At 62.9% G+C, this 22,221-nt stretch carries 24 protein-coding genes and 1 tRNA gene; 5 read left to right on the top strand and 20 right to left on the bottom strand.

The window, feature by feature from the left end; all coding sequences use genetic code 11:
- Positions 1-34: 34 nt before the first annotated feature.
- The 18 genes from nuoK to RBA40_RS00995 form a co-directional block, all read right to left on the bottom strand.
- On the bottom strand, positions 35-343 hold the full coding sequence (nuoK, locus tag RBA40_RS01080) for an NADH-quinone oxidoreductase subunit NuoK (protein WP_099876580.1): 309 nt from the start codon (positions 341-343) through the stop codon (positions 35-37).
- Positions 340-1,035 carry an NADH-quinone oxidoreductase subunit J gene (locus tag RBA40_RS01075; protein ID WP_306645214.1) on the bottom strand — a complete coding sequence of 232 codons (696 nt, stop codon included), beginning with the start codon at positions 1,033-1,035 and terminating at the stop codon, positions 340-342. Before RBA40_RS01075 ends, nuoK begins: the two co-directional genes overlap by 4 nt.
- Positions 1,036-1,089: 54 nt before the next feature.
- Positions 1,090-1,578, bottom strand: coding sequence for an NADH-quinone oxidoreductase subunit NuoI (gene nuoI, locus RBA40_RS01070; RefSeq protein WP_099876575.1), 489 nt, complete (start codon positions 1,576-1,578; stop codon positions 1,090-1,092).
- A 10-nt stretch (positions 1,579-1,588) separates the two neighbouring features.
- Positions 1,589-2,680, bottom strand: coding sequence for an NADH-quinone oxidoreductase subunit NuoH (gene nuoH / locus RBA40_RS01065; RefSeq protein ID WP_306645212.1), 1,092 nt, complete (start codon positions 2,678-2,680; stop codon positions 1,589-1,591).
- Complete coding sequence (gene nuoG, locus RBA40_RS01060) at positions 2,680-5,019, bottom strand: NADH-quinone oxidoreductase subunit NuoG (RefSeq protein ID WP_306645210.1); 2,340 nt, start codon at positions 5,017-5,019, stop codon at positions 2,680-2,682. Before nuoG ends, nuoH begins: the two co-directional genes overlap by 1 nt.
- 15 nt (positions 5,020-5,034) lie before the next feature.
- Positions 5,035-6,330, bottom strand: coding sequence for an NADH-quinone oxidoreductase subunit NuoF (gene nuoF / locus RBA40_RS01055; RefSeq protein ID WP_167085075.1), 1,296 nt, complete (start codon positions 6,328-6,330; stop codon positions 5,035-5,037).
- On the bottom strand, positions 6,327-6,806 hold the full coding sequence (gene nuoE / locus RBA40_RS01050) for an NADH-quinone oxidoreductase subunit NuoE (protein ID WP_054263646.1): 480 nt from the start codon (positions 6,804-6,806) through the stop codon (positions 6,327-6,329). Before nuoE ends, nuoF begins: the two co-directional genes overlap by 4 nt.
- Before the next feature lie 25 nt (positions 6,807-6,831).
- Entirely contained in the window at positions 6,832-8,085 is a 1,254-nt protein-coding gene (locus RBA40_RS01045) for an NADH-quinone oxidoreductase subunit D (RefSeq protein ID WP_306645209.1), read from the bottom strand.
- The gene (locus RBA40_RS01040; protein ID WP_099876559.1) at positions 8,078-8,692 is read right to left on the bottom strand and encodes an NADH-quinone oxidoreductase subunit C; all 615 of its coding nucleotides are present in this window, start codon (positions 8,690-8,692) and stop codon (positions 8,078-8,080) included. Before RBA40_RS01040 ends, RBA40_RS01045 begins: the two co-directional genes overlap by 8 nt.
- Positions 8,693-8,707: 15 nt before the next feature.
- Positions 8,708-9,184, bottom strand: a complete 477-nt coding sequence (locus RBA40_RS01035) for a NuoB/complex I 20 kDa subunit family protein (RefSeq protein ID WP_054263649.1) — start codon at positions 9,182-9,184, stop codon at positions 8,708-8,710.
- Positions 9,185-9,187: 3 nt separating this feature from the next.
- Complete coding sequence (locus tag RBA40_RS01030; protein WP_099876556.1) at positions 9,188-9,547, bottom strand: NADH-quinone oxidoreductase subunit A; 360 nt, start codon at positions 9,545-9,547, stop codon at positions 9,188-9,190.
- 172 nt (positions 9,548-9,719) lie between these two features.
- Positions 9,720-9,806: transfer RNA gene (locus tag RBA40_RS01025), tRNA-Leu, on the bottom strand.
- Between the two features lie 166 nt (positions 9,807-9,972).
- Positions 9,973-10,455, bottom strand: a complete 483-nt coding sequence (secG, locus tag RBA40_RS01020; protein WP_306645207.1) for a preprotein translocase subunit SecG — start codon at positions 10,453-10,455, stop codon at positions 9,973-9,975.
- 36 nt (positions 10,456-10,491) lie between these two features.
- The gene (gene tpiA / locus RBA40_RS01015; protein WP_306645205.1) at positions 10,492-11,238 is read right to left on the bottom strand and encodes a triose-phosphate isomerase; all 747 of its coding nucleotides are present in this window, start codon (positions 11,236-11,238) and stop codon (positions 10,492-10,494) included.
- 83 nt (positions 11,239-11,321) lie between these two features.
- Positions 11,322-12,302, bottom strand: a complete 981-nt coding sequence (locus RBA40_RS01010) for an NAD(P)H-quinone oxidoreductase (protein WP_306645204.1) — start codon at positions 12,300-12,302, stop codon at positions 11,322-11,324.
- A 236-nt stretch (positions 12,303-12,538) separates the two neighbouring features.
- Complete coding sequence (locus RBA40_RS01005) at positions 12,539-13,153, bottom strand: tetratricopeptide repeat protein (protein ID WP_306645203.1); 615 nt, start codon at positions 13,151-13,153, stop codon at positions 12,539-12,541.
- Positions 13,154-13,229: 76 nt separating this feature from the next.
- Positions 13,230-14,021, bottom strand: a complete 792-nt coding sequence (locus RBA40_RS01000) for a GIN domain-containing protein (protein ID WP_306645202.1) — start codon at positions 14,019-14,021, stop codon at positions 13,230-13,232.
- Between the two features lie 81 nt (positions 14,022-14,102).
- Positions 14,103-14,300: a hypothetical protein gene (locus tag RBA40_RS00995; protein ID WP_306645200.1), complete on the bottom strand. Its 198-nt coding sequence runs from the start codon at positions 14,298-14,300 to the stop codon at positions 14,103-14,105.
- 178 nt (positions 14,301-14,478) lie between these two features.
- Here RBA40_RS00995 and RBA40_RS00990 point away from each other — a divergent pair, with 178 nt between their 5' ends.
- A complete protein-coding gene (locus RBA40_RS00990; protein ID WP_306645198.1) occupies positions 14,479-15,789 on the top strand; it encodes a GMC family oxidoreductase N-terminal domain-containing protein in 1,311 nt (436 codons plus the stop codon).
- Between the two features lie 14 nt (positions 15,790-15,803).
- On the opposite strand, the gene RBA40_RS00985 is transcribed toward RBA40_RS00990, so the two are convergent.
- Positions 15,804-16,490: a methyl-accepting chemotaxis protein gene (locus RBA40_RS00985; RefSeq protein WP_306645196.1), complete on the bottom strand. Its 687-nt coding sequence runs from the start codon at positions 16,488-16,490 to the stop codon at positions 15,804-15,806.
- A 517-nt stretch (positions 16,491-17,007) separates the two neighbouring features.
- On the opposite strand from RBA40_RS00985, the gene RBA40_RS00980 reads away from it, so the two are divergent.
- The 4 genes from RBA40_RS00980 (at position 17,008) to RBA40_RS00965 (ending at position 21,262) form a co-directional block, all read left to right on the top strand.
- A complete protein-coding gene (locus tag RBA40_RS00980) occupies positions 17,008-17,565 on the top strand; it encodes an FxDxF family PEP-CTERM protein (protein WP_306645194.1) in 558 nt (185 codons plus the stop codon).
- Positions 17,566-17,742: 177 nt separating this feature from the next.
- Positions 17,743-19,152, top strand: coding sequence for a M16 family metallopeptidase (locus tag RBA40_RS00975; RefSeq protein ID WP_306645192.1), 1,410 nt, complete (start codon positions 17,743-17,745; stop codon positions 19,150-19,152).
- An 11-nt stretch (positions 19,153-19,163) separates the two neighbouring features.
- Entirely contained in the window at positions 19,164-20,579 is a 1,416-nt protein-coding gene (locus RBA40_RS00970) for a M16 family metallopeptidase (protein WP_306645191.1), read from the top strand.
- Positions 20,580-20,707: 128 nt separating this feature from the next.
- Positions 20,708-21,262, top strand: a complete 555-nt coding sequence (locus RBA40_RS00965; RefSeq protein WP_306645190.1) for a hypothetical protein — start codon at positions 20,708-20,710, stop codon at positions 21,260-21,262.
- Between the two features lie 232 nt (positions 21,263-21,494).
- Here the strand turns inward: RBA40_RS00965 and RBA40_RS00960 are convergent, their stop codons facing one another.
- Positions 21,495-22,193: a glutathione S-transferase family protein gene (locus RBA40_RS00960; protein ID WP_306645188.1), complete on the bottom strand. Its 699-nt coding sequence runs from the start codon at positions 22,191-22,193 to the stop codon at positions 21,495-21,497.
- Positions 22,194-22,221: the final 28 nt, after the last annotated feature.

The following is a 22,221-nucleotide window of genomic DNA, read 5'->3' as shown; positions in this document are numbered from 1 at the left end:
TTCGAGTATGAATGTAAGCGCCAAACGGACCGGATTAGCCTTTGAGGGTATCGAGGTCTTCCACATTGATCGTGTCCAGGTTACGGAACATGACCACCAGGATCGCGAGGCCGATTGCCGATTCGGCGGCGGCCACGGTCAGGATGAAGAAGACGAAGATTTGTCCCGCCGCGTCGCCCAGGTAGTGGGAAAACGCGATGAAGTTCAAATTCACGGCCAGCAGCATCAATTCAATCGCCATCAGCAGGACGATGACGTTTTTGCGGTTCAGGAAGATCCCGACGATCGAGATCGCGAACAGGATCGCGCCCAGGACCAGGTAGTGTGCGAGCGATAAGGTCATTTTGTCTCCTTGGGGGCGGCAGCGACGTCGGGCGCGGCGGCGGCCTGGGCTTCGGCAGCCGCCAGCGCGGCCGCTTTCGATGCCGCGTCGAGGGCGGGCTGGTCGACCGTGGCCATCTTCACGATGCGCAGGCGGTCGTTACGCTTGACGCGCACGGCGTCGCCCGGGTTGAAGGCCTTGGTATCCTTGCGGCGGCGCAGGGTCAGCGCCACGGCGGCCACGATGGCCACCAGCAGAATCGCCGCGGCGATCTCGAAGCCGAGAATGTACTTGGTGTAGATCAGCAAACCCAATTCCTTGGTGCCGCCGATGTTCGCGCCGACCGTTTCGGCCTCCTGCTCGAACTTCATGAAACCGCGCCACAGCACCGCCGCCATTTCCAGCACGATGAGCGCGCCGATGCCGGTGGCCAGCGGCAGGTAGGACCAGAAGCCCTCCCGCATGCGGTCCATATTAATATCGAGCATCATGACCACGAACAGGAACAGCACCATCACCGCGCCGACATACACGAGCACCAGCACGATGGCCAGGAACTCGGCCTTGAGCAGCATCCAGATGCCGGCCGCATTGAAGAACGCCAGCACCAGGAACAGTGCCGCGTGGACCGGATTGCGGGCGGTGATAACGCGGGTCGCGGCGAGGATCATAATCGCCGAGAACACGTAGAACAACACAGTTTTAAATTCCATAACTAACCCAGAGTTCTTGCAATTGAATTTGCTAAATACATCGTTGGCTAACGACTAGCGGTAAGGGGCATCGGCCGCGCGCGCGGCGGCGATGTCGCCTTCGTAGCGATCGCCGACAGCCAGCAACATCTCTTTCGTATAGTACAGATCGCCGCGTTTTTCGCCGTGGTATTCCAGCACGTGCGTCTCGACGATCGAGTCGACCGGGCAGGATTCTTCGCAAAAGCCGCAGAAAATGCACTTGGTCAGGTCGATGTCGTAACGCGTGGTGCGGCGCGAACCGTCGTCGCGCTGTTCCGATTCGATCGTGATCGCCATGGCCGGGCACACCGCTTCGCACAGCTTGCAGGCGATGCAGCGCTCTTCCCCGTTGGGGTAGCGGCGCAGCGCATGCAGGCCGCGGAAACGCGGCGACATCGGGGTCTTCTCTTCCGGATACTGCACGGTGATCTTGCGCGAGAACGCATAGCGTCCGGTCAGCGCCAATCCCTTGATCAGTTCGGTCAGCAGCATGCTGCTGAAAAAGTCTTTCACTCGTTCCATTATCTCTTCCTTACTTCCAAATATTCCAGGATGTCTGCATCCAGCCTGCGACCAGGACCAGCCAGACCAGGCAGATCGGAATGAAAATCTTCCAGCCGAGGCGCATGATCTGGTCATAGCGATAGCGCGGGAAGGTGCCGCGAACCCAGATGAACAGCGAGACAATCACAAAGGCTTTGGCGAACAGCCAGAAGAAGCCGAGGAAGCCGCCCAGCACGCCGCCAACTTCCATGAAGGCGAACGGCGCGTGCCAGCCGCCCAGGAACATGATCGCAGCCAGGGTGCCGATCAGGATCATGTTGGCGTATTCGGCCAGCATGAACATGGCGTAGGACATGCCCGAGTACTCGACCATGTGGCCGGCCACGATTTCCGACTCGCCCTCGACGACGTCGAACGGGGAACGGTTGCATTCGGCCAGGCCCGAGGTCAGGTAGACCACGAACAGCGGCAGCAGCGGCCACACGTTCCACGACAGCATGGAGACGCCGTGCGCCACGCCCCAGCCCATGTTCTGGCCGGCGACGATGTCGGAGAAGTTCAGGCTGCCCGAGACCATCAGGATCACCACCAGCACGAAGCCGATCGGAATTTCGTACGAAATCATCTGGGCCGAGGCGCGCATGGCGCCCATGAACGAGTATTTCGAGTTCGACGCCCAGCCGGCGATGATGATGCCGTACACCTCGATCGAGGTGATCGCCATCAAGAGCAGCAGGCCGGCATTGACGTCGGCCAGGGCCACGCCAGGACCGAACGGCACCACCACCCAGGCGGCCAGCGCCGGCATGATGGTCATGATCGGACCGAGCACGAACAGGCCGCTCGATGCCTTGGCCGGCACCACGATCTCTTTGAAGAGCAGCTTGAGCGCATCGGCGATCGGCTGCAGCAGACCCATCGGGCCGACGCGGTTGGGACCGACGCGGATCTGGATCCAGCCGATCAGCTTGCGTTCCCACAGGGTCGCGTAGGCAACCAGGCCCATCAGCGGCAGCAAGACGCACATGATCTTGGCCATGGTCCAGAACAGCGGCCAGGCGTAGCCGATGTTGGTCGCGCCCCAGGCGTTGATGCCATCAATCATTCCAGGCAGATCCATCAGACCCCCTCCCCTGCTTTTTCAACTGTGATTGCACCGAACATGGCGCCAAGCGTGGCGGTAGCCGGGTGCGCCGAGGCGACACGCACGGTATTCGCCGGCAGGCGCGCATCGATGCCGGCAACGAGGATGGCCGAACCGGAACCCTGCGATACCTTCACTTTGGCGCCGGAGCGCACGCCCAGCTTGTCGGCCAGGGCCGACGGCAAGGTAACCAGCGGCGCGTTGGCGTCGGCGGTGCGCAGCAGCGGCTCGGAACGGCGCGCGATGGCGTCGGCGAAATAGATCGGCACGTCGGTCACGCGCTCGAGGGCACCATTGGTGCCGAAGGCCGCGGACTTCAGGGCGGCCTTGCCGGTGTTGTTCAGCTTGGCCGAGAGGTCGGTCACGCCTTTGCCGAACAGCTCGTCGCGGATCGCTTCGGAGGTGTCGTATTCAAAACCGGACAGGCCCAGCAGATTGCCCAGCACGCGCAGCACTTTCCATGCCGGACGGGTGTCGCCGAGCGGCTTGACGGTGCCGTTGAAGCTTTGCGCGCGGCCTTCGCAGTTCACGAAGGTGCCCGAGGTTTCGCTGAATGGCGAAATCGGCAGCAGCACGTCGGCGTACTCGAAACCATGCTGGAAGGCCGACATGACGACGACCATTTCGGCGGCATCCAAAGCGGCGCGGGCTTGCTGCGGGTTGGCGCAATCGAGTTCAGGCTCGGCGTTGAGCAGCACATAGGCTTTTTTCGGTACCGAGAAGGCCGGTGCGGCGTTCTTGGCGACGGCGCCCACCAGGTAGCCGCCAACCGTGTTGGCAGCTTCCGTCAGGTAGCCGAACTTGGCGCCGGTCTGTTCGGCGATCCACTGCGCAGCCGCGTGCAGCGCGGACGCTTGCGGGTGGTGCGCGGCGGCGTTGCCCAGCAAGACCACGCCCGGCAGGTTTTCGTCGCCGGTGTTCAGGCTGGCGGCGATGGCCTTGGCGGCGTCGGTGGCTTCAATATTCTCGAAACCGGCTGGGGCGGCCACGCCCTTGGCGGCGGCAACAGCGGCAACGATGCCTGACAAGGCAGCGAGCCAGTCGGACGGCGCGGCGATGATCTTGTTGGCGGTCGGGATCAAGAGTTCGTCATCCGACGCGTGCACCAGCGACAGCTTGGCGCCGCTCTTGACGGCGGCGCGCAGGCGCGTGGCGACCAGCGGGTGATCCTTGCGCACGAACGAACCGATGACGAGGGCGCGCTTGACCGTCGAGAGTTCGGCGATCGGCATGCCCAGCCATGGGGTGACCTGGCCGTCCAGCGCGAAGTCGCTCTGGCGCAGGCGGAAGTCGATATTCTCGGAACCGATGCCACGCATTGCCTTTTGCAGCAAATGCAGCTCTTCGACGGTCGAATGCGCGGTGGCGACGGCGGCGATGCTGTCGGCGCCATGCTCATGCTTGATGTTGCGCAAGCCGTGCGCCACGTATTCGAGCGCGGTCTGCCAGTCGGTCTCGGCCCACTGGCCGCCCTGCTTGATCATCGGCTTGGTCAGACGCGACTGGTTGTCCAGCGCTTCGTACGAAAAACGGTCTTTATCCGAAATCCAGCATTCGTTGATGCCGTCGTTTTCCAGCGGCAGAACGCGCATGACTTTGCCGCCCTTGACCTGAACGATCAGGTTGGTGCCGAGCGAATCGTGCGGGCTGATCGATTTGCGGCGCGACAGTTCCCAGGTACGGGCGCTGTAGCGGAACGGCTTCGAGGTCAGTGCGCCGACCGGGCACAGGTCGATCATGTTGCCCGACACTTCGGAGTCGACGGTCTTGCCGACGAAGGAAGTGATTTCGGCGTGTTCGCCGCGGCCCAGCATGCCCAGTTCCATGACGCCGGCCACTTCCTGGCCGAAACGCACGCAGCGGGTGCAGTGGATGCAACGGGTCATTTCCTGCATCGAGATCAGCGGGCCGGCATCCTTCGGCGGAACCACGCGTTTTTCTTCTTCGTAGCGCGAGTTCGATTTGCCGTAGCCGACCGCCAAGTCTTGCAACTGGCATTCGCCGCCCTGGTCGCAGATCGGGCAGTCGAGCGGGTGGTTAATGAGCAGGAATTCCATCACGGATTTCTGTGCCTGTACCGCCTTCTCGCTGTTCGAGCGCACGATCATGCCCGCCGACACCGGCGTGGCGCAAGCCGGCAAAGGCTTCGGTGCCTTCTCGACTTCGACCAGGCACATGCGGCAGTTGGCTGCGATCGACAATTTCTTGTGATAGCAGAAGTGCGGAATGTAGGTGCCCAGCTTGTTGGCTGCGTCCATCACCATGCTACCCGGTGGGACTTCTACCTTCTTACCGTCAATTTCAATTTCAACCATGAGAGTTCTCTGGCCTTAGATATAAGCGGGCACCAGACAGTGCTTGTGCTCGATGTGATATTCAAATTCTTCGCGGAAGTTCTTCACGAAAGCGCGTACCGGCATCGCCGCCGCATCACCGAGGGCGCAAATGGTGCGGCCCTGGATGTTGTCGGCGATCGAGTTGAGCATGTCCAGGTCGTCGGGACGGCCCTGGCCGTGCTCGATGCGGTGGACCATGCGGTACATCCAGCCCGTGCCTTCGCGGCACGGCGTGCACTGGCCGCAAGACTCTTCATAATAGAAATACGACAGGCGCAGCAGCGACTTGACCATGCAGCGCGTCTCGTCCATGACGATCACGGCACCCGAACCGAGCATCGAGCCGGCCTTGGCGATCGAATCGTAGTCGAGATCGGTGTTCATCATCACGTCGCCGCGGATCACCGGGGCGGACGAACCGCCGGGAATGACCGCCTTGATCTTTTTATCGCCGCGCATGCCGCCAGCCAGTTCCAGCAGCTTGGCGAACGGCGTGCCGAGCGGCACTTCGTAATTGCCCGGCAGGTTAACGTCGCCCGAGATCGAGAAAATCTTGCTGCCGCCATTGTTCGGCTTGCCGATGGCGGCGTACTTCTCGCCACCCATGTTCAGCAGGAACGGCACGGCGGCGAACGTTTCGGTGTTGTTGATCGTGGTCGGCTTGCCGTACAGGCCGAACGAGGCTGGGAACGGCGGCTTGAAGCGCGGCTGTCCCTTCTTGCCTTCGAGCGACTCGAGCAGCGCGGTTTCTTCGCCGCAGATGTAGGCGCCGTAGCCGTGCGCGGCGTGCAGCTGGAAGTTGAATTCGCTGCCCATGATCTTGTCGCCCAGGAAGCCGGCGGCGCGCGCCTCGTCCAGTGCGTCTTCAAAGCGCGCGTATTCGGCCCAGATTTCGCCGTGGATGTAGTTGTAGCCGACCGTGATGCCCATCGCGTAGGCGCCGATGGCCATGCCTTCGATCAGCGCGTGCGGATTGTAGCGAATGATGTCGCGGTCCTTGAACGTGCCCGGCTCGCCTTCGTCGGTATTGCAGACGAGGTATTTCTGGCCCGGGAACTGGCGTGGCATGAAGCTCCACTTCAGGCCCGTCGGGAAACCGGCGCCGCCGCGGCCGCGCAGGGAACCGGCTTTCAGTTCGGCGATGATCGCTTCCGGCGTGATTTTTTCTTCCAGGATACGGCGCAGCGCGGAGTAACCGCCGCGGTTCACGTAATCCTGCAAATGCCAGTTCTGGCCGTCGAGGCCGGCCAGGATGACCGGGTCGATGTGACGTGAATGGAGCGATGTCATTTCTTGAGTTCCTCGACCAATGCATCGATTTTGCTATCCGACATCAGGCTGCACATGCGCTTGTTATTGACCAGCATCACCGGCGCATCGGCGCACGCGCCCATGCACTCGCCTTCGACCAGCGTGAACTGGCCGTCGGCCGAGGTGGCGCGGTAGCCGATGCCGAGTTTTTCTTGCAAATAGTGACCGGCGTGCTCGCCGCCCGACAGGGCGCATGGCAAGTTGGTGCACACGGTAATCTTGTACTTGCCGACCGGCTTGACGTTGTACATATTGTAGAACGTGGCCACTTCCTGCACGGCGATAGCGGGCATGCCGAGGTAATCGGCGACGTCCTGCATCACTTCCGGCGGGAGCCAGCCTTTTTCATCCTGCGCAATGGCGAGCGCCGCCATGACCGCGGACTCTTTATGGTCGGGCGGATACTTGGCGACTTCACGGTCGATTTTTTTGTATGACTGCTCTGATAACAACATGGTTGTGCCTCAATTAATCGACAGCTTAGCGGTCGATACTGCCGAATACGATGTCCTGGGTGCCGATGATGGTGACGGCGTCGGCGAGCATGTGCCCGCGCGCCATTTCGTCCAGGCTCTGCAAGTGCGCATAGTCCGGGGTGCGGATCTTCAGGCGGTACGGCTTGTTGGCGCCGTCCGACACGATGTAGATGCCGAACTCGCCCTTCGGATGCTCGACCGCGGCATACGCCTCGCCCGGCGGCACGTGGAAGCCTTCGGTAAACAGCTTGAAGTGGTGAATCAGCGATTCCATGTTCGACTTCATCTCGGTGCGCTTGGGCGGCGCGACCTTGTGGTTGTCGGTCATCACCGGGCCCGGGTTGGCGCGCAGCCAGCTTGATGCCTGCTTGATGATGCGGTTCGACTGGCGCATCTCTTCCACGCGCACCAGGTAGCGGTCGTAGCAATCGCCATTGGTGCCGACCGGGACGTCGAAATCCATCTTGTCGTACACGGCGTACGGCTGCTTCTTGCGCAGATCCCACTCCACGCCCGAGCCGCGCAGCATGGCGCCGGTAAAGCCCATCGCTTTCGCCGCTTCCGGACTGACCACGCCGATGCCGACGGTACGCTGCTTCCAGATACGGTTGTCGGTCAGCAGGGTTTCATACTCGTCCACATAGGTGACGAAACGCTTGCAGAAGTCGTCGAGGAAGTCGAGCAGCGAGCCCTGGCGGTGTTCATTCAGTTCGTCGATCGCCTTGGCGCTGCGGATGATCGAGGCCTTGTGCTTCGGCATCGCGTCCGGCAGGTCGCGGTACACGCCGCCCGGGCGGTAGTAGGCGGCGTGCATGCGCGCGCCGGACACCGCTTCGTAGCAGTCGAACAAATCTTCGCGGTCGCGGAACGCGTACAGGAACGGACCCATCGCGCCGACGTCGAGCGCGTGCGTGCCGAGCCACATCAGGTGGTTCAGCAGGCGTGTGATTTCGTCGAACATGACGCGGATATACTGGGCGCGCACCGGCACTTCAATGCCGAGCAGCTTCTCGATCGCCATCACGTAGCCGTGCTCGTTGCTCATCATCGACACATAGTCGAGACGGTCCATGTACGGCACCGATTGCAGATAGGTGCGGGTTTCGGCCAGCTTTTCGGTGGCGCGGTGCAGCAGCCCGATGTGCGGGTCGGCGCGCTGGATCACTTCGCCGTCGAGCTCGAGCACCAGGCGCAGCACGCCGTGCGCGGCCGGGTGCTGCGGACCGAAGTTGAGGGTGTAGTTCTTAATTTCAGCCAAGGTTTTTGCTCCCAGGATTCATCCCGTAGGTTTCTTCGCGGATCACGCGCGGAATGATTTCACGCGGCTCGATCGTCACGGCTTGGTAGATCACGCGCTTCTGTTCGGGGTCGTAACGCATTTCGACGTAACCGGACATCGGGAAATCCTTGCGGAACGGATGGCCGATGAAGCCGTAGTCGGTCAGGATGCGGCGCAAGTCGTTGTGGCCTTCGAACAGGATGCCGTACAGGTCGAACGCTTCGCGCTCGTACCAGTTGGCCGAACGCCACAGCTCGACGACCGAGGCCAGTACCGGCGTGTCGTCGTCCTCGGCGAACACGCGCACGCGCACACGCCAGTTGTGTTCGATCGACAGCAGATGCGAGACGGCCGCGAAGCGCGCGCCATCCCAGGTGCCTTCGCCGTAGGTGGAGTAATCCACGCCGCACAGGTCGAGCAATTGTTCAAATTTGAGCGCAGGATGGTCGCGCAGGGTCTGCATCGCGGCAATATAGCCGGCGGCCTTGACCACTACGGTCACCTCGCCCAGCGCCACGCTGATAGCGGCGCCCTCACCCAGTGCGGTGCGCAGGGCGAGTTCAAGAGCTTCGAGTTTTGTCGTCATGGTGGAAACCGCTTCTTAACGTGCGATGGTATTGGTGCGCTTGATCTTGTTCTGCAGTTGCAGAATTCCGTACAGCAGCGCTTCAGCGGTCGGCGGACAGCCCGGCACGTAGACATCGACCGGTACGATGCGGTCGCAACCGCGCACCACCGAGTACGAATAGTGATAGTAGCCGCCGCCGTTCGCGCACGAGCCCATCGAGATGACCCAGCGCGGTTCCGGCATCTGGTCGTAGACCTTGCGCAGGGCCGGGGCCATCTTGTTGCACAGCGTGCCGGCGACGATCATCACGTCGGACTGGCGCGGCGAGGGACGGAACACGACGCCGAAGCGGTCCATGTCGTAGCGGGCCGCGCCCGTGTGCATCATTTCGACGGCGCAGCAAGCCAGGCCGAACGTCATCGGGAACATCGACCCGGTACGCGCCCAGTTGATCAGCTTGTCTGCTGTCGTGGTGATGAAACCTTCGTTTAATACGCCTTCAATTGACATGGCTTATTCCCAATCAAGGGCACCTTTCTTCCAGATATACCAAAAACCGACCACAAACTCGGCGATGAAGACCATCATCGTCACGAAGCCGGACCAGCCCAGCTCACGCATGGAGACGCCCCATGGGAAGAAGAATGCCGTTTCCAGATCGAACAAAATAAACAGGATTGCCACCAGATAGTAGCGGACGTCGAACTTCATGCGCGCGTCTTCAAACGCTTCAAAGCCGCACTCGTAAGGCGACAGCTTGGCGGAATCGGGCTTATGGGGAGAGAGCAGATATCCCAGGACCTGCGGGACGACACCGACACCGATGCCAACCAGGATGAACAACAGGACGGGGAAATAATTATCGAGGTTCACTTGATGGAGCCTATATTGAACGATCGGTTAATGAAACACTGCATGTCGCAGCGCCCTACCGCACGAACCTGGCTTGAACCTTGCCACCAGGACCGAACGACTGATCCTCGCAAAAAAGCCAGCTTAGGCATAAACATGTTCGCTTATGCAACCTTGCTGGCTTTTATATTCTTGGTGCCGACGGCGAGACTCGAACTCGCACAGGCTTTCGCCCACTACCCCCTCAAGATAGCGTGTCTACCAATTTCACCACGTCGGCATTGAGTCCGCTATTCTAACATTGTTACATCACTGTATTCAATGCAAAATTGCGCGAAAACAAGGATAAAACAGAAAAACTTTACTTCTTTTTGATACTGGCCAATACCCGGCCATGCTGCCTGCGCTAATACTCTGTGCGCGGGCAGTATTCTACCAGAACTGGATTACTTTGGCACCTGATTAGCAGGTACTTCCGGTACAGTTGTCGCTGGCGCGGCCGGAACTGCTCCGCCGGTCACTGGCGCGGCAGGAACTGCTCCACCGGTGACTGGCGCGTTCGGCACGGCCGAAGGAGCGGCAGGTGCACTGAGCGACGGTGCGGCGGTCGGGATTGCGCCCGGGCCGGTCACTGGCGCTGGCGCCGTCACGGCTGCGCGATCCATCACGCCGCCGCCGACCTGGCCCTTGTTTTTCGTGGCAAAGAACGCCAGGCCCAGGGTGGCGCCGAAAAACACCGCGGCGGCCACGCCGGTCGACTTCGACATGAAGTTCGAGGAGCCGGTGGCACCGAACAGACTGCCGGAAGCGCCGGAACCGAAAGCCGCTCCCATATCGGCGCCCTTGCCATGCTGCAGCAAGACCAGACCGATAATCGCCAGAGCGGAAATAACCTGTACAACTACAACCAGATTGAACAACGTGTTCATTGCTTATTCCATTCCAAGTTTAACAACAATAATATTTCAATTGGCTGCATTAAGGATGGCAAGAAAATCTGCCGCCTTCAGCGCTGCCCCGCCGATCAAGCCGCCGTCGATATCTGGCTGAGCCATCAATTCCAGGGCGTTATCGGGCTTCATGCTGCCGCCGTACAAAATCTGCACTGTCTCGGCTGCTACTGCATTCTTGGCCATCAGCTGCGCGCGCAGCTGGGCGTGGACTTCCTGGGCCATGGCAGGGGTGGCCGTCTTGCCGGTGCCGATCGCCCACACGGGCTCGTAGGCAACGACGATCTGCGCCACGCGCTCGCCCACCAGGTCGAGCACGGCGCCGAGCTGGCTCGACACCACGGCGGCGGTCTGGCCGGCTTCGCGCTCGGCCAGCGTTTCGCCGACACACACGATCGGAGTCATGCCAGCGTCGAGCACGGCGACGGCTTTTTTCGCCACCAGTTCGCTGCTTTCGCCATGGTAGGCACGGCGTTCGGAGTGACCGACGATGACGTACTTGCACGCAAAATCGGCCAGCATGGCCGCCGCGACTTCGCCGGTGAAGGCGCCGCCGGGCTGGGCGGAGACATCCTGGGCGCCCCAGGCAACCGGGCTGGCGCTCAACGCATCCTGGCACTGGGCCAGATATGGTGCCGGTGCACACACCGCACAAGAGGCATTCGAACCAGTCGCGCCGGCGACAATGCCCGCCAACAGGCTTGCATTCGCGGCACGGTTGCCGTTCATTTTCCAATTTCCTACGACGAGTTTGCGACGCATAGTAGCCCAGATTTAATTAACCCGCTATTTTAACCCCCGATCCGATGTCGGTCAAACAAAGGCCGGGGGCAGTTGCCAGCCGATCACACCACTTGCAACATGATCTTCCCGATATGGGCAGAACTCTCCATCAGCGCATGGGCCTGGGCGGCCTGTTCCAGGGGGAAGGTCTTGAAAATGACGGGACGCACCTTGCCCGCTTCAAACAGCGGCCAGACGTGTTCGCGCAGGTTTGCCGCGATCGCGCCCTTGAAGGCGACCGGGCGCGGGCGCAGGGTCGAGCCGGAAATCGTCAGGCGCCGCCGCAGCACCTGGCCGAGGTCGATATTGGCCTTGGCGCCGCCCAGCAGGGCGATCAGGGCAATGCGCCCATCGTCGGCCAGGCACTCGATTTCGCGCGGGAGGTAGTCGCCGCCGACCATGTCGAGGATGACGTCGACGCCCTTGTTGGCGGTAAGCGACTTGGCCACGGCGACGAAGTCTTCGGTCTTGTAATCGATGCCGCGTTCGGCGCCGAGCGACTCGGTGGCGCGGCATTTGTCGGCGTTGCCGGCGGTGGCGAACACGCGCAGGCCGAAAGCGGCGGCCAGCTGGATGGCGGTCACGCCGATGCCGGAGGTGCCGCCCTGCACCAGCAGGGTTTCGCCGGCCGCCAGTTTGGCGCGGTCGAACACGTTGCTCCAGACTGTGAAGTAGTTTTCAGGCAGGGACGCTGCTTCGAGCGGGCTCAGGCCGGCGGGCACGGGCAGGCATTGCTGGAGCGGCGCGGCGCAGAATTCTGCGTAGCCGCCGCCCTGGACCAGGGCGCAGACCATGTCGCCTTTCTGGAATGCGCTGCCGGCCAGGTCGCCGCCGACGATTTCGCCGGCCACTTCGAGGCCCGGCAGGTCTGAGGCGCCGGGCGGGACCGGGTAGTGGCCGAGGCGCTGCAGCACGTCGGGACGGTTGATGCCGGCCGCGTGCACGCGGATGAGCACTTCGCCGGGTTTCAGTTCAGGGACGGGACGCTCGCACAGTTGCAGAACATCGGCAGGGCCGGGTTGCTTGATTTCGATGGCACGCATGGGATGGGGCTCGCTGGAAGCAAAAGGCGATTGTACGGGAAGTGGGGGTGGCCCGTCGTTCGGGCCAGCCCATTGCTCTCACCGCAATCATGGACATTCGCGCCACCATCCTGGTCAATTCCGCCCCCACCTCCGTCGTTCCCGCGAAGGCGGGAACGACGGAGGTGGGGCTAGCGGGAACGACGTATAGGTGGCATGCACGACGGAGGCGGACGCGGCGGACGCAACGACGCCCCCTACCCCGCCCCTCCCCCGCTGCGCGACTGCCTCGGCAACGGCGTCCCCGGGCGCCAGGCGCGCGAGAGCGCCTGCGCCTCGTCGATCTGCTCCTGCGTCATGCGCTTGGCAATCGCCGCCCGGTGCTCGGTCGCATTCGCATTGCCGCTGGCCGCCGCCAGATTCCACAACATATAAGCGAGCACCTTATCCTGCGGCATGCCCGCCGCGTGATACCGGTACATCAGCCCCAGCGCATGCTGCGCCTCCGCGTGTCCCTGCTCGGCGGCCTTGCGGAACCACGAAATTGCTTCCTTGTGATCGAGCGGCACCGCATTGCCGGTGTAATACATCGCCCCCACCACATACTGCGCGTCGGCCTTGCCCTGCTCGGCCGCCTTGCGGTGCCACAGCATGGCTTGCTTGTAGTCGCGCGCCACCCCGCGTCCCATGTAATACATGAGGCCGAGCAAATGCTGGGCCTCCATATGCCCCGCCCGCGCCAGCGGCGCGACTTCTTTCAGCGCGCGCGCATAATCGCGCGCATTGTAGGCGTTGGCGCCTTCGGTAAAACCGGCCAGCGCGCTGGCGTGCAGGCCGAATGCGACGATCATCGCAACGAGTAGTTTTTTCATGGTTCGCGTATCGCACCAGGAACGGCTTGCCCGTCCTGTTGATCCAGTCGTCCGTCGCACGGGGAAGGCATGACGGTTATTTCCAGCTGATTTTGCCGAGGCCATCGACGCTGACGTTGCGGTTGGGCGGCTTGCCGTACACCGTCACCGAACCGAGCCCGCTCAGGCGCAGGGTCGCGCTGTGGCGCGCCATCACCGTGGCATTGCCCAGCCCGTTCAAGTCGAGGGTCACGCTGTCGACCTGGAAATGCTGCGCGTCGAGGCCACCGAGCCCGCCCAGATTGGCCTGGAGCCACTTGGCGCTCCCACCCAGGGTCGCATACCCTGCCCCGCGCAGCGCCAGCTCGACGCCCTCGCTGACCACGCCCTGCAGGTTCATGCTGCCCACCCCGCCCAGGCTGGCGCTGACGAGACGGTAATGACAATTGACCTTCATCGAACCGGCCCCTTCCAGCGACAACTCCAGCTCGTCGCCCGAAAACCCGCTGACATCGGTCCAGCCGATACTTTCGGACGATACTTCGCGCAGGCTCGGCAGGGTCAGCTCGGCCCGCACGCTGTTGCCGCGCGTGAGCGCGCGCACGCCGCGCGCTTCGCTGCCGATGGTCAGCGTGTCGCCCTCCTGCTCGGTGGTAATCGAGCTCATCAGGCGCTTTTCGCCCGTGATGACCAGGCTGGGCACGGCGCCCTGGCGCAGGCGCAGGTCGATGGCGCCGTCAAGCCTGACCCGCTGCGCCCTGGCGTCGACCACGCGCGTCTCAGTGATCCGGTCCGTACTGTCGTCCGGGGCGGCGCTGGCCGTGCCGGCCGGGGCAAACAGCGTGCACAAGGCTGCCGCCAGCGCTCCGGTGTGGAAAAACTGATTCATTGCGCGTCTCCAGATCTTCTTATCAATGCCGGTCCGGCCGGCCGGTACGTACACTACCAGCAAGCGGACCGGCGTTCCAGCTTATTGTGGCAACTGCGCTTTTTCAGCCGTGCTCAGGCGGCGGGCGCTGACCACCACCACCGGCATGGCGGCCTCGGTGACAGCGGAAACGCCTGGCGCGCTGGGCTGGACCGGCGCGCCGGCCGTGGCGAAGGTGGTGGCGCCGATCACGGCGACAACGGCAAGAAAGATGGCTTCCATGTGTTTGGCGATGTTCATGATGCGCTCCTTGTGTGGGGTTCAACGGCGTTGCGGTATGGTGTGACTGTAGCCATGCGCCGCCCAGGCTTCCAGCCGATTGCGATGAACTGCATTTTTCGCCACCTGTTCCAACAAATAGGCGCGATGGAACGCATTGCGATTGACGCGCCCGCCACGCGGGCCGATACTCGGACCCATGTCCGACACCACAACCCCATCGGCCGCCGCGCGCGGCACAGCGCCGTACGACGCGATCGTCGTCGGCAGCGGACCCGGCGGCGCCAGCGGCGCGCGCGAACTGGCCAGCCGCGGCCTGCGCGTGCTGATCCTCGAACAGGGCAGCGCCGCTCCGCTCAGCGGCACGCTGGGCCAGATGGCGCGCATCGCCGCCATCCCCGGCAAAGGCGCCTTTCTCCACCGCGACGGCTCGCTGCTGGTCCAGGGCATCAACGCCGGCGGCAGTTCCAGCATCAATTTCGCCACCGCCGCCGATCCGCCCCTGGCCCGCTTCGCGGCGCTCGGCATCGACCTGGCGCCGGCCCTGCAGGCGCTGCGCGCCGAGCTGCCGATCGGCCCGCTCCCCGATGAGCTGATCGGCCCGATGGCGACACGCATCATGGAGGGTGCCCGGGCGCTGGGCATGAACTGGCAAAAACTCGACAAGATGATCCGCCCGCAGCTGTGCCGCAGCGGCTGCTGGCGCTGCGCCTACGGCTGCCCGTTCGGAGCCAAATGGAGCGCGCGCGACTTCATCGACGAAGCGTGCCGCCACGGCGCCACCCTGGTGGACGCGGCGCGCGTCACGCGCGTGCTGCTGGAACACGGCAAGGCGACGGGGGTGGAGTACGTGCGCGGCGGCAAGGCGCAGGAAGCGCTGGCGCCGCTGGTGATCCTGGCCGGCGGCGGGGTCGGCAGCCCGCGCCTGCTGCATCAGAGCGGCTTGCGGGCGCAAACCAGCACCCTGTTCAGCGATCCGGTGGTGGCGCTCATGGGCAGCGTGGATGGCCTGGACGGCGGCGCCGAGGTGCCGATGGCGGCCGGGATGCGCCTGGACGAAGCCGGCATTTCGCTGGCGGACATGACCCTGCCCAAACCGATGTACCAGGGCTTTACGGCGCAGGCCGGACGCTTCGACCGCCTGTTCGCGCACCAGCGCACGCTTTCCATCATGGTCAAGATTGGCGACCAGGCCGGCGGCGCGGTGGGGCCGCGCTGGGTCGACAAGACCTTGCACCCGGCCGACCGCGCCAAGTTCGCGCAGGGCGAAGCCATGGCGCGCGCGATTCTGGCCGCCTGCGGCGCCACCCATGTGTTCAAGAGCCGCCATTTCGCGGCCCATCCGGGCGGCAGCGTGCGCCTCGGCGACGGCGTCGACGGCAATCTGCAAGCCGGCGCGCGCGGCCTGCATGTGTGCGACGCCTCGGTCATTCCGGGGCCATGGGGCTTGCCGCCGACCTTGACCCTGCTGTGCCTTGGCAAATGGCTGGGCCAGCGCCTGGCGCGCTGACGCTTTTCCCTGTCTTAGCAGGCCAGCGCGCCGTTCAGCGCTTCGTGCACCAGGTCGTCGATTTCGCCGGTGATCAGGGTCATGCTGCTGGCGACCACGGAAAACTCCTTGCCGGCCTCGCCGGCGCGCGCGGCGACGATCTGGGCATTGAAGGCGACCATGCGGGCTTGCCTGGCGATGGTCTTGATATCGCCCATCATCACCTGCAGCTGGCGCTTTTGCATCTGGGCGTGGCGCTTCGACTGTTCTTCATAGACCAGGGTCAGGCCGTTGAGCACGCTCAGCAGGGCGGTGGCGGTGCGCACCAGCTCGTCGAGCAGCGCGGGCGCGCCGCGGCCTTCGCCGACGATGGCGTCGAGGGTCGATTCGGCCAGGGCGATAAAGTCGCGGATCACGCGGTCGCCCTGCAGCACGCCGAAATAGGCGTCGCGCAGCGGGGCGCAGAACACGCCCGGCAAGCCGCCCTTGCCTTCGACCAGGGTGACATGGGCGTCGCGAAACAGCGCCAGCGTGTCGCGCGCGGTGGCGACCGCGCCCTCGTGGCCCATCGAGGCCAGGACCGCGTACAGGACCACCCGCTGCGACGTGAAGCGGCGCCGGCCCGACAGATTGATCAGCGCGCCAAAAACGTCGCCCGACAGCTTGACGCCGGCAAACCCATCTTCGCGCGGGCGCTCCGCGATGCTCGCATCTTCCAACATATTGCTCTCCTTCTTCCTGCCGGCGGCGCCTTCGCCATCCGGACCAGCAAGCAGCTGCAGTTTCCATGCCAGCTTCGGAGTGCAATGTCGGCCGTCCTCCTCACCAAACTGGCGCAATACGGCACAAGCCGGGCACCAAGATGGCGAGCCGCACGCCAGCATGAGGCGGGTCTGGCGTATTGACACGACTCGACAGTGCGCCAGCTTAGGATTTACTTAAAGCTAAGCTTCCGAAATTTCTCGTCTTATTGTAGGACTAGGACTACAAACAAAAAAGATATGAACACAAATGCTGCTCTGCAGCAGATTTCAAGCAAGCTCTTCACTATGAAGATGGGTTTGTCATAGGGTTTCCATATCAACAAATCGTTCTGTGTAGCAAATTGCAACGAGATGTAAAGAACCGGGCTCATCCTTACTCGTGTCACAAGCCGATGTTAGATTGGCCTCTCGCGTTCACATACGCGATTTAAGCCAAAACCCGGCCTTAACAAAAGGCAACTTTAATAGGTGTTATATGATGAAAAAATCCAAAGTATTCCTGTCGGCCATCGCGCTGGCATCCGCTGCACTCGTGTCGAGCCAGGCATCCGCTGTCGAAATCATCAACACGTCGACGCTGGAACTGGTCGACAACTTCGCTGAAGCCGACGGCTTCTTCAAAGGCGGCCAAAAAGGCGACACGTTCATCGACAACTACAACTTCACCCTGACCCAGGCTGGCGAATTCGCCGCTGGCGTTCTGTCGATCACCGGCAACGCTAAAAACGGTCTGGACATCACCGCTTTCAACCTGATCGACAGCACCGGTTCGCTGTTCGGCGGCACCCTGCTGTCGACCGGTGCGACCGACCAATGGTCGCTGTCGACCTCCAGCCTGACCGCTGGCGCCTACACGATCCAGATCAAAGGCAGCATCCTGTCGAATGCCGCTGGCCGTTACTCGGCAAACATCGCTCTGGCACCAGTACCTGAGCCAGAAACCTACGCCATGATGCTGGCCGGCCTCGGCCTGCTGGGCTTCACCGCTCGCCGCCGCAACAAAAAGGCAGCAGCCGCCGCACTGGCAGCGTAACTAATCACGCGCCGTGCATAGAAACCCTCGCGTAGCGCTCCCTGGCGCGTGGCGCGAGGGTTTTTTTCGCATGCATATGTTTGTTTAAAAACCAACGTACGTTAAGATACTTCGCCGTGCAGCGGGCCCCGCCCCTGCGGCCAACGTCGTTTCCAGGTTTTTATCGTGAGGTCTTTCATGCGCATGCGCCATCTACCCGTTCTCATCGCCGGACTTTCCCTGTCGCTGACCGCCTTCGCGGCCACCAGCGACAAATGGAACATTCCCGTCAACGTCAAAAAGCTCGATAACGGCCTGACCGTGATCGTCTCGCCCGACCATACCTCGCCCACCGTCGGCGTGAGCGTGGTGTACCACGTCGGCATGCGGCTCGAACCGAAAAACCGCACCGGCTTCGCCCACCTGTTCGAACACCTGATGTTCCAGGGCACGCCGAACGCCCCCAAGGGTGTATTCGACAAGACCATCACGGGCGGCGGCGGACGCAACAACGGTTCGACCCGGCCCGACTTCACCAACTATATTGAAACGGCGCCGGTGTCGTCGATCGACTCGATCCTGTGGCTCGAAGCGGACCGCATGAAGACGCTCGACTTCAATGAAAAAACCCTCAAGAACCAGCAGGACGTGGTCAAGGAAGAAATCCGGGTCAACGTGAAGAACCAGCCGTACGGGGGCTTCATGTGGATCGACATTAATCAGCAGGCGTTCCAGAAGTGGGAAAACAACCACGACGGCTACGGCAGCTTCCAGGACCTGGAAGGCGCCAGCCTGGACGACGTGCGCAATTTCCACCGCGATTACTACGGCCCCAACAATGCGGTCCTGGCGATCTCGGGCGACGTAACGCCGGCCCAGGGCTTCGCGCTGGCGAAAAAGTATTTCGCAGGCATCCCGAAACGCCCTACCCCGCCGACGAGCGACTTCAGCGAGCCTCTCAACACAGCCGAAAAACGCATCGAGCAGAGCGATGCGCTGGCCCAGGTGCCGGCCATTGCCGCTGGCTGGAAAATGCCGGCGCGCGGCAGCAAGGACCTGGCCCCGATGGCGGTGCTGGGCGAACTGCTGGCCGGCGGCGACGCCTCGGTGCTGTACCAGGGCCTGGTCAAGGGGCGCGAAGTGGCGCTCAACGTCGATTCCCTGTACGGGCTGACCAGCCCGTGGGAATTCGACGGTCCGACCTTGTTTACCGTGTTCGCCCTGTACAAGCCGACCAGCAGCGCCGACGTCATGCTCAAGAGCATCGATGAAGAAATCGCCAAGGTGGTCGCGAGCGGCGCCGATGCCGCCACGCTCGCCCGCGTCAAGACGCGCATGCTGGCCAACTGGTACAACACGCTGGAAAGCTTCATGGACCGCGCCGACACCCTGGCCAAGCTGCAAACCCTGTGGGGCGACGCCAACGTGGTCAACCAGATCCCGGGCTGGATCGATGGCGTGACGTCCGAAGACCTCCAGCGCGTCGCAAAGACCTACCTGAGCGCCGCCAACCGCACCGTCATCGACCGCAAGCCGGTGGCCAAGACCGCCGCCGCGCCTGCCGCTGCCGCCCCTGCGCCGGGCACCCCAACCGCCGTGAAGAATTAAGGAGAGCCGCCATGAAAAAACTGATGCTGGCACTGAGCATTTCCCTGCTGTTCGCGCCGGCCGCCTTCGCCGCCGACAGCGCCAAGGCCGCCGCCAATTCCCTGCCCCCGTACGGCAAGGACAAGACCATTCCGGCGCCGAAAATCATCAAGAAGACCCTGGCCAACGGCCTGCAGGTGTGGGTCGTGCCGCGCCAGGGCTTGCCGCGCGTGGACTACGTGCTGGCCGTGCGCGGCGCCGGCCTGGCCGCCGACGACAGCAAGCACCCAGGCTTCGCCAACCTGATGGCCAGCCTGCTCAATGAAGGCAGCACCAAACGCGACTCGCGCGCCATCGCCGAAGCGGCCCAGGGCCTGGGCGGCGAAGTCGGCGCCGGCGCCAGCCACGACGGCGTCATCGTCTCGGCCAACGCCCTGACCTCGAACGCCGGCCCGATGCTGCAACTGCTGGCCGAAGTGGCGCGCATGCCGGCCTTCCCGCCGCAGGAAGTCGAACTGGGCAAGGGCAATGCGCTGGAAGGCTTGAAAGTGTCCGAAACCAGCCCGGGCTTTCGCGCCGAGCGCGCCCTGAACAAGGCGGTTTTCGGCCCTCACCCGTACGGCAACACCAGCCCGACGGTCGAGTCGATCAAGGGCGTCACGCCGGAATTGTTGCGTGCCGAGCACGCCAAGCGCTTCCGCCCCGACCGCAGCCTGCTGGTGATCACCGGCCGCATCGGCGAAGCCGAGGCGCTCAAGCTGGCCACGGCCGCCTTCGGCGACTGGAAAGCCGAGGGCGCCGCCCTGCCCGACACCCCGGGCGCGAGCCTGGCCGCCAAGCCGGTACGCATGATCCTGCAGCGCGACGGCAGCGTGCAGTCGACCATGCGCCTGGGCAGCCCGGGCATGGCCGCCAGCGCCACCGACTACGTGCCGCTGCGCCTGACGAGCACCATCCTCGGCGGCGGTTTCAGCAGCCGCGTGAACCTCAACCTGCGCGAGGAAAAGGGCTATACCTACGGCGCCTCGGCCGGCGCGCGCATCTTCCGCAACGGCGGCAGCATTGTCGGCGGGGCCGATGTGCGCAACGAAGTGACCGGCGCCGCGCTCAAGGAATATCTGCACGAGTACAAACGTATCGGCACCGAGCTGGTGACGGACGCGGAAATGAGCATGAACAAGCGCTATGTGGCCGGCGGCTACCTGATCAGCAATCAGATGCAGCGCGCCGTGGCCGGTACGCTGGCCAACAACTGGCTGGTGGGGCTGCCGTCCGAATTCCTCGGCCAGTATGTGCCGCTGATCCAGAAGGTCACGCCCGAGCAGGTGCGCGAGATGGGCAAGAAATATTTTGCTCCAGAGCTACAATCGGTGGTGGTGGTCGGCGATAATGCCGCCGTCGCCGAGCAATTGAAGCAATACGGGGAGTTCACCGTCCAGGAGAAGTAAGCCGGGAGCAGGCACGGCGTGCCTGTGCTCGATTGACCGGCCCGACAGCCGCCGCTGCGCAAGCACCGGCGGCTTGTTTTTTGCCCGCTTTTCCGAACATTATCCACCGGCTCGGCCGGCCACCTGCCATGACCATCAAAACTTTCCCCCTGCTCATCCTGCTGGCAGCCTTGACCGGCTGCGTTACCTACGCGCCGCCGCCCGACGGGCCGACCGCGTCCCTGGGAATGTACTTCGAGAACGATACATCCGGCCACATGCTTACCGGATTGGCAACGGTGTTTGCCAATCCGGCGTGCGACAGGCTGCCCTCAGGCGAACGCATTGGCACCCGCATGGGCATGGACGAGCGTGACGAATTGCCGACCCAGCAAATCGCCGCGGGCAAGGAGTTCACCTTCGACTTGGCGATGATCGAGGTGCAGGGTGGCGCCAATGCAGGCTGTTCCGTGACCGCGACGTTCCTGCCCGCACCGGGTGCAAAGTACGAAGCGCGCTTGTATATCCGCGGCAACTCGGCACGATGCGAGATGGTGATCGTCGACGACCAGAACGTCGCTGTTCCATTCACGACGCCGGCTTTTTCCTCCATGGGCGGCATGAACGGTAAGACCCAAAATGGGTCCGGCTGGTTCGCCTACCCCAAGATTCCCCCTCTGATTCTGAACGTCCCGTTTAAATAAGCGGCGTTCAACACCTCGTTTAGGGAAATCCTCCGCGTTGCCCGCACGGCACGCGAGCGCAGCATGCAGGAAGCGCGAAAACCCGGCTGCCCGCCTCCACCGCAGGCGGTTTTTTTCAGCACCGGCACGGCGGACGGTGCTACGTCATGGAGTACACCGCCGAATCCGCAATGGCTGCATCTCATGTCGAATGAACCCGCTTGTCTTCCAAATTATGATTCGATTACGTTGGTCATCCTGTAAAGCGTGCCGAGAGGGGCTGTTGGGTGGCGTCGAGCACGAACTCGTGCAAGTCCGAAAATGCGGCGCCAAACGCTGGCCGCTTCGAGATGAGCGACATGTATCGCTTGAATACCTCGTCGCGGCATAAGCCATAGCCGCGCGCCCACAAAACAGACTGGCCGACGATGCAATCGGCCGCTGTAAATTTCTGTCCACAGACGAACGGCGCCCGCTCGAGCCGCGCAGCAAGCTGGGGTTCGATTTCCTCGCTGAATTTCTTGCGGTATCTCGACACCGTGCGCAGGTCGCGCTCCGATTCCGGCAAGACATGCTCGTGGGCACGAATTTGCCATAGCGTCATGTCCATCCAGGTTGACCCGAAGTGGAGCATTTGCAAGTAGTCGGCGCGCTCCGGCGATGCGGTGGGGGATGGCGCCAGATCGGCATCGGGAAAGGCGTCCGCAAGAAAAGCGACCATGGCAGCGCTTTCGAGCATGTGCTGCACTGTACCGTTGTCCCACGTAATCTCAAGTACCGGCACAGAATGGTTGGGATTGAGGCGCAGGAAATCGGGAGAATACTGAGCGGCGCCGTAAAGGTCCACTTTCTCTACGTCGAAGGCATCGCCAACGACCTCATGCAGCATCCATTTCGTACGTGCACTTCGGCTGGCAGGGTAATGGTACAGTTTCAGGTGTTGAATTGGCATGGTTTTCTCCAGAGAAGGAGTCGGCAGT

Source organism: Massilia pseudoviolaceinigra (assembly GCF_030846505.1).
GTDB classification, from domain to species: Bacteria; Pseudomonadota; Gammaproteobacteria; order Burkholderiales; family Burkholderiaceae_D; genus Telluria_A; species Telluria_A violaceinigra.
This window is presented reverse-complemented; position numbering and strand designations above follow the sequence as displayed.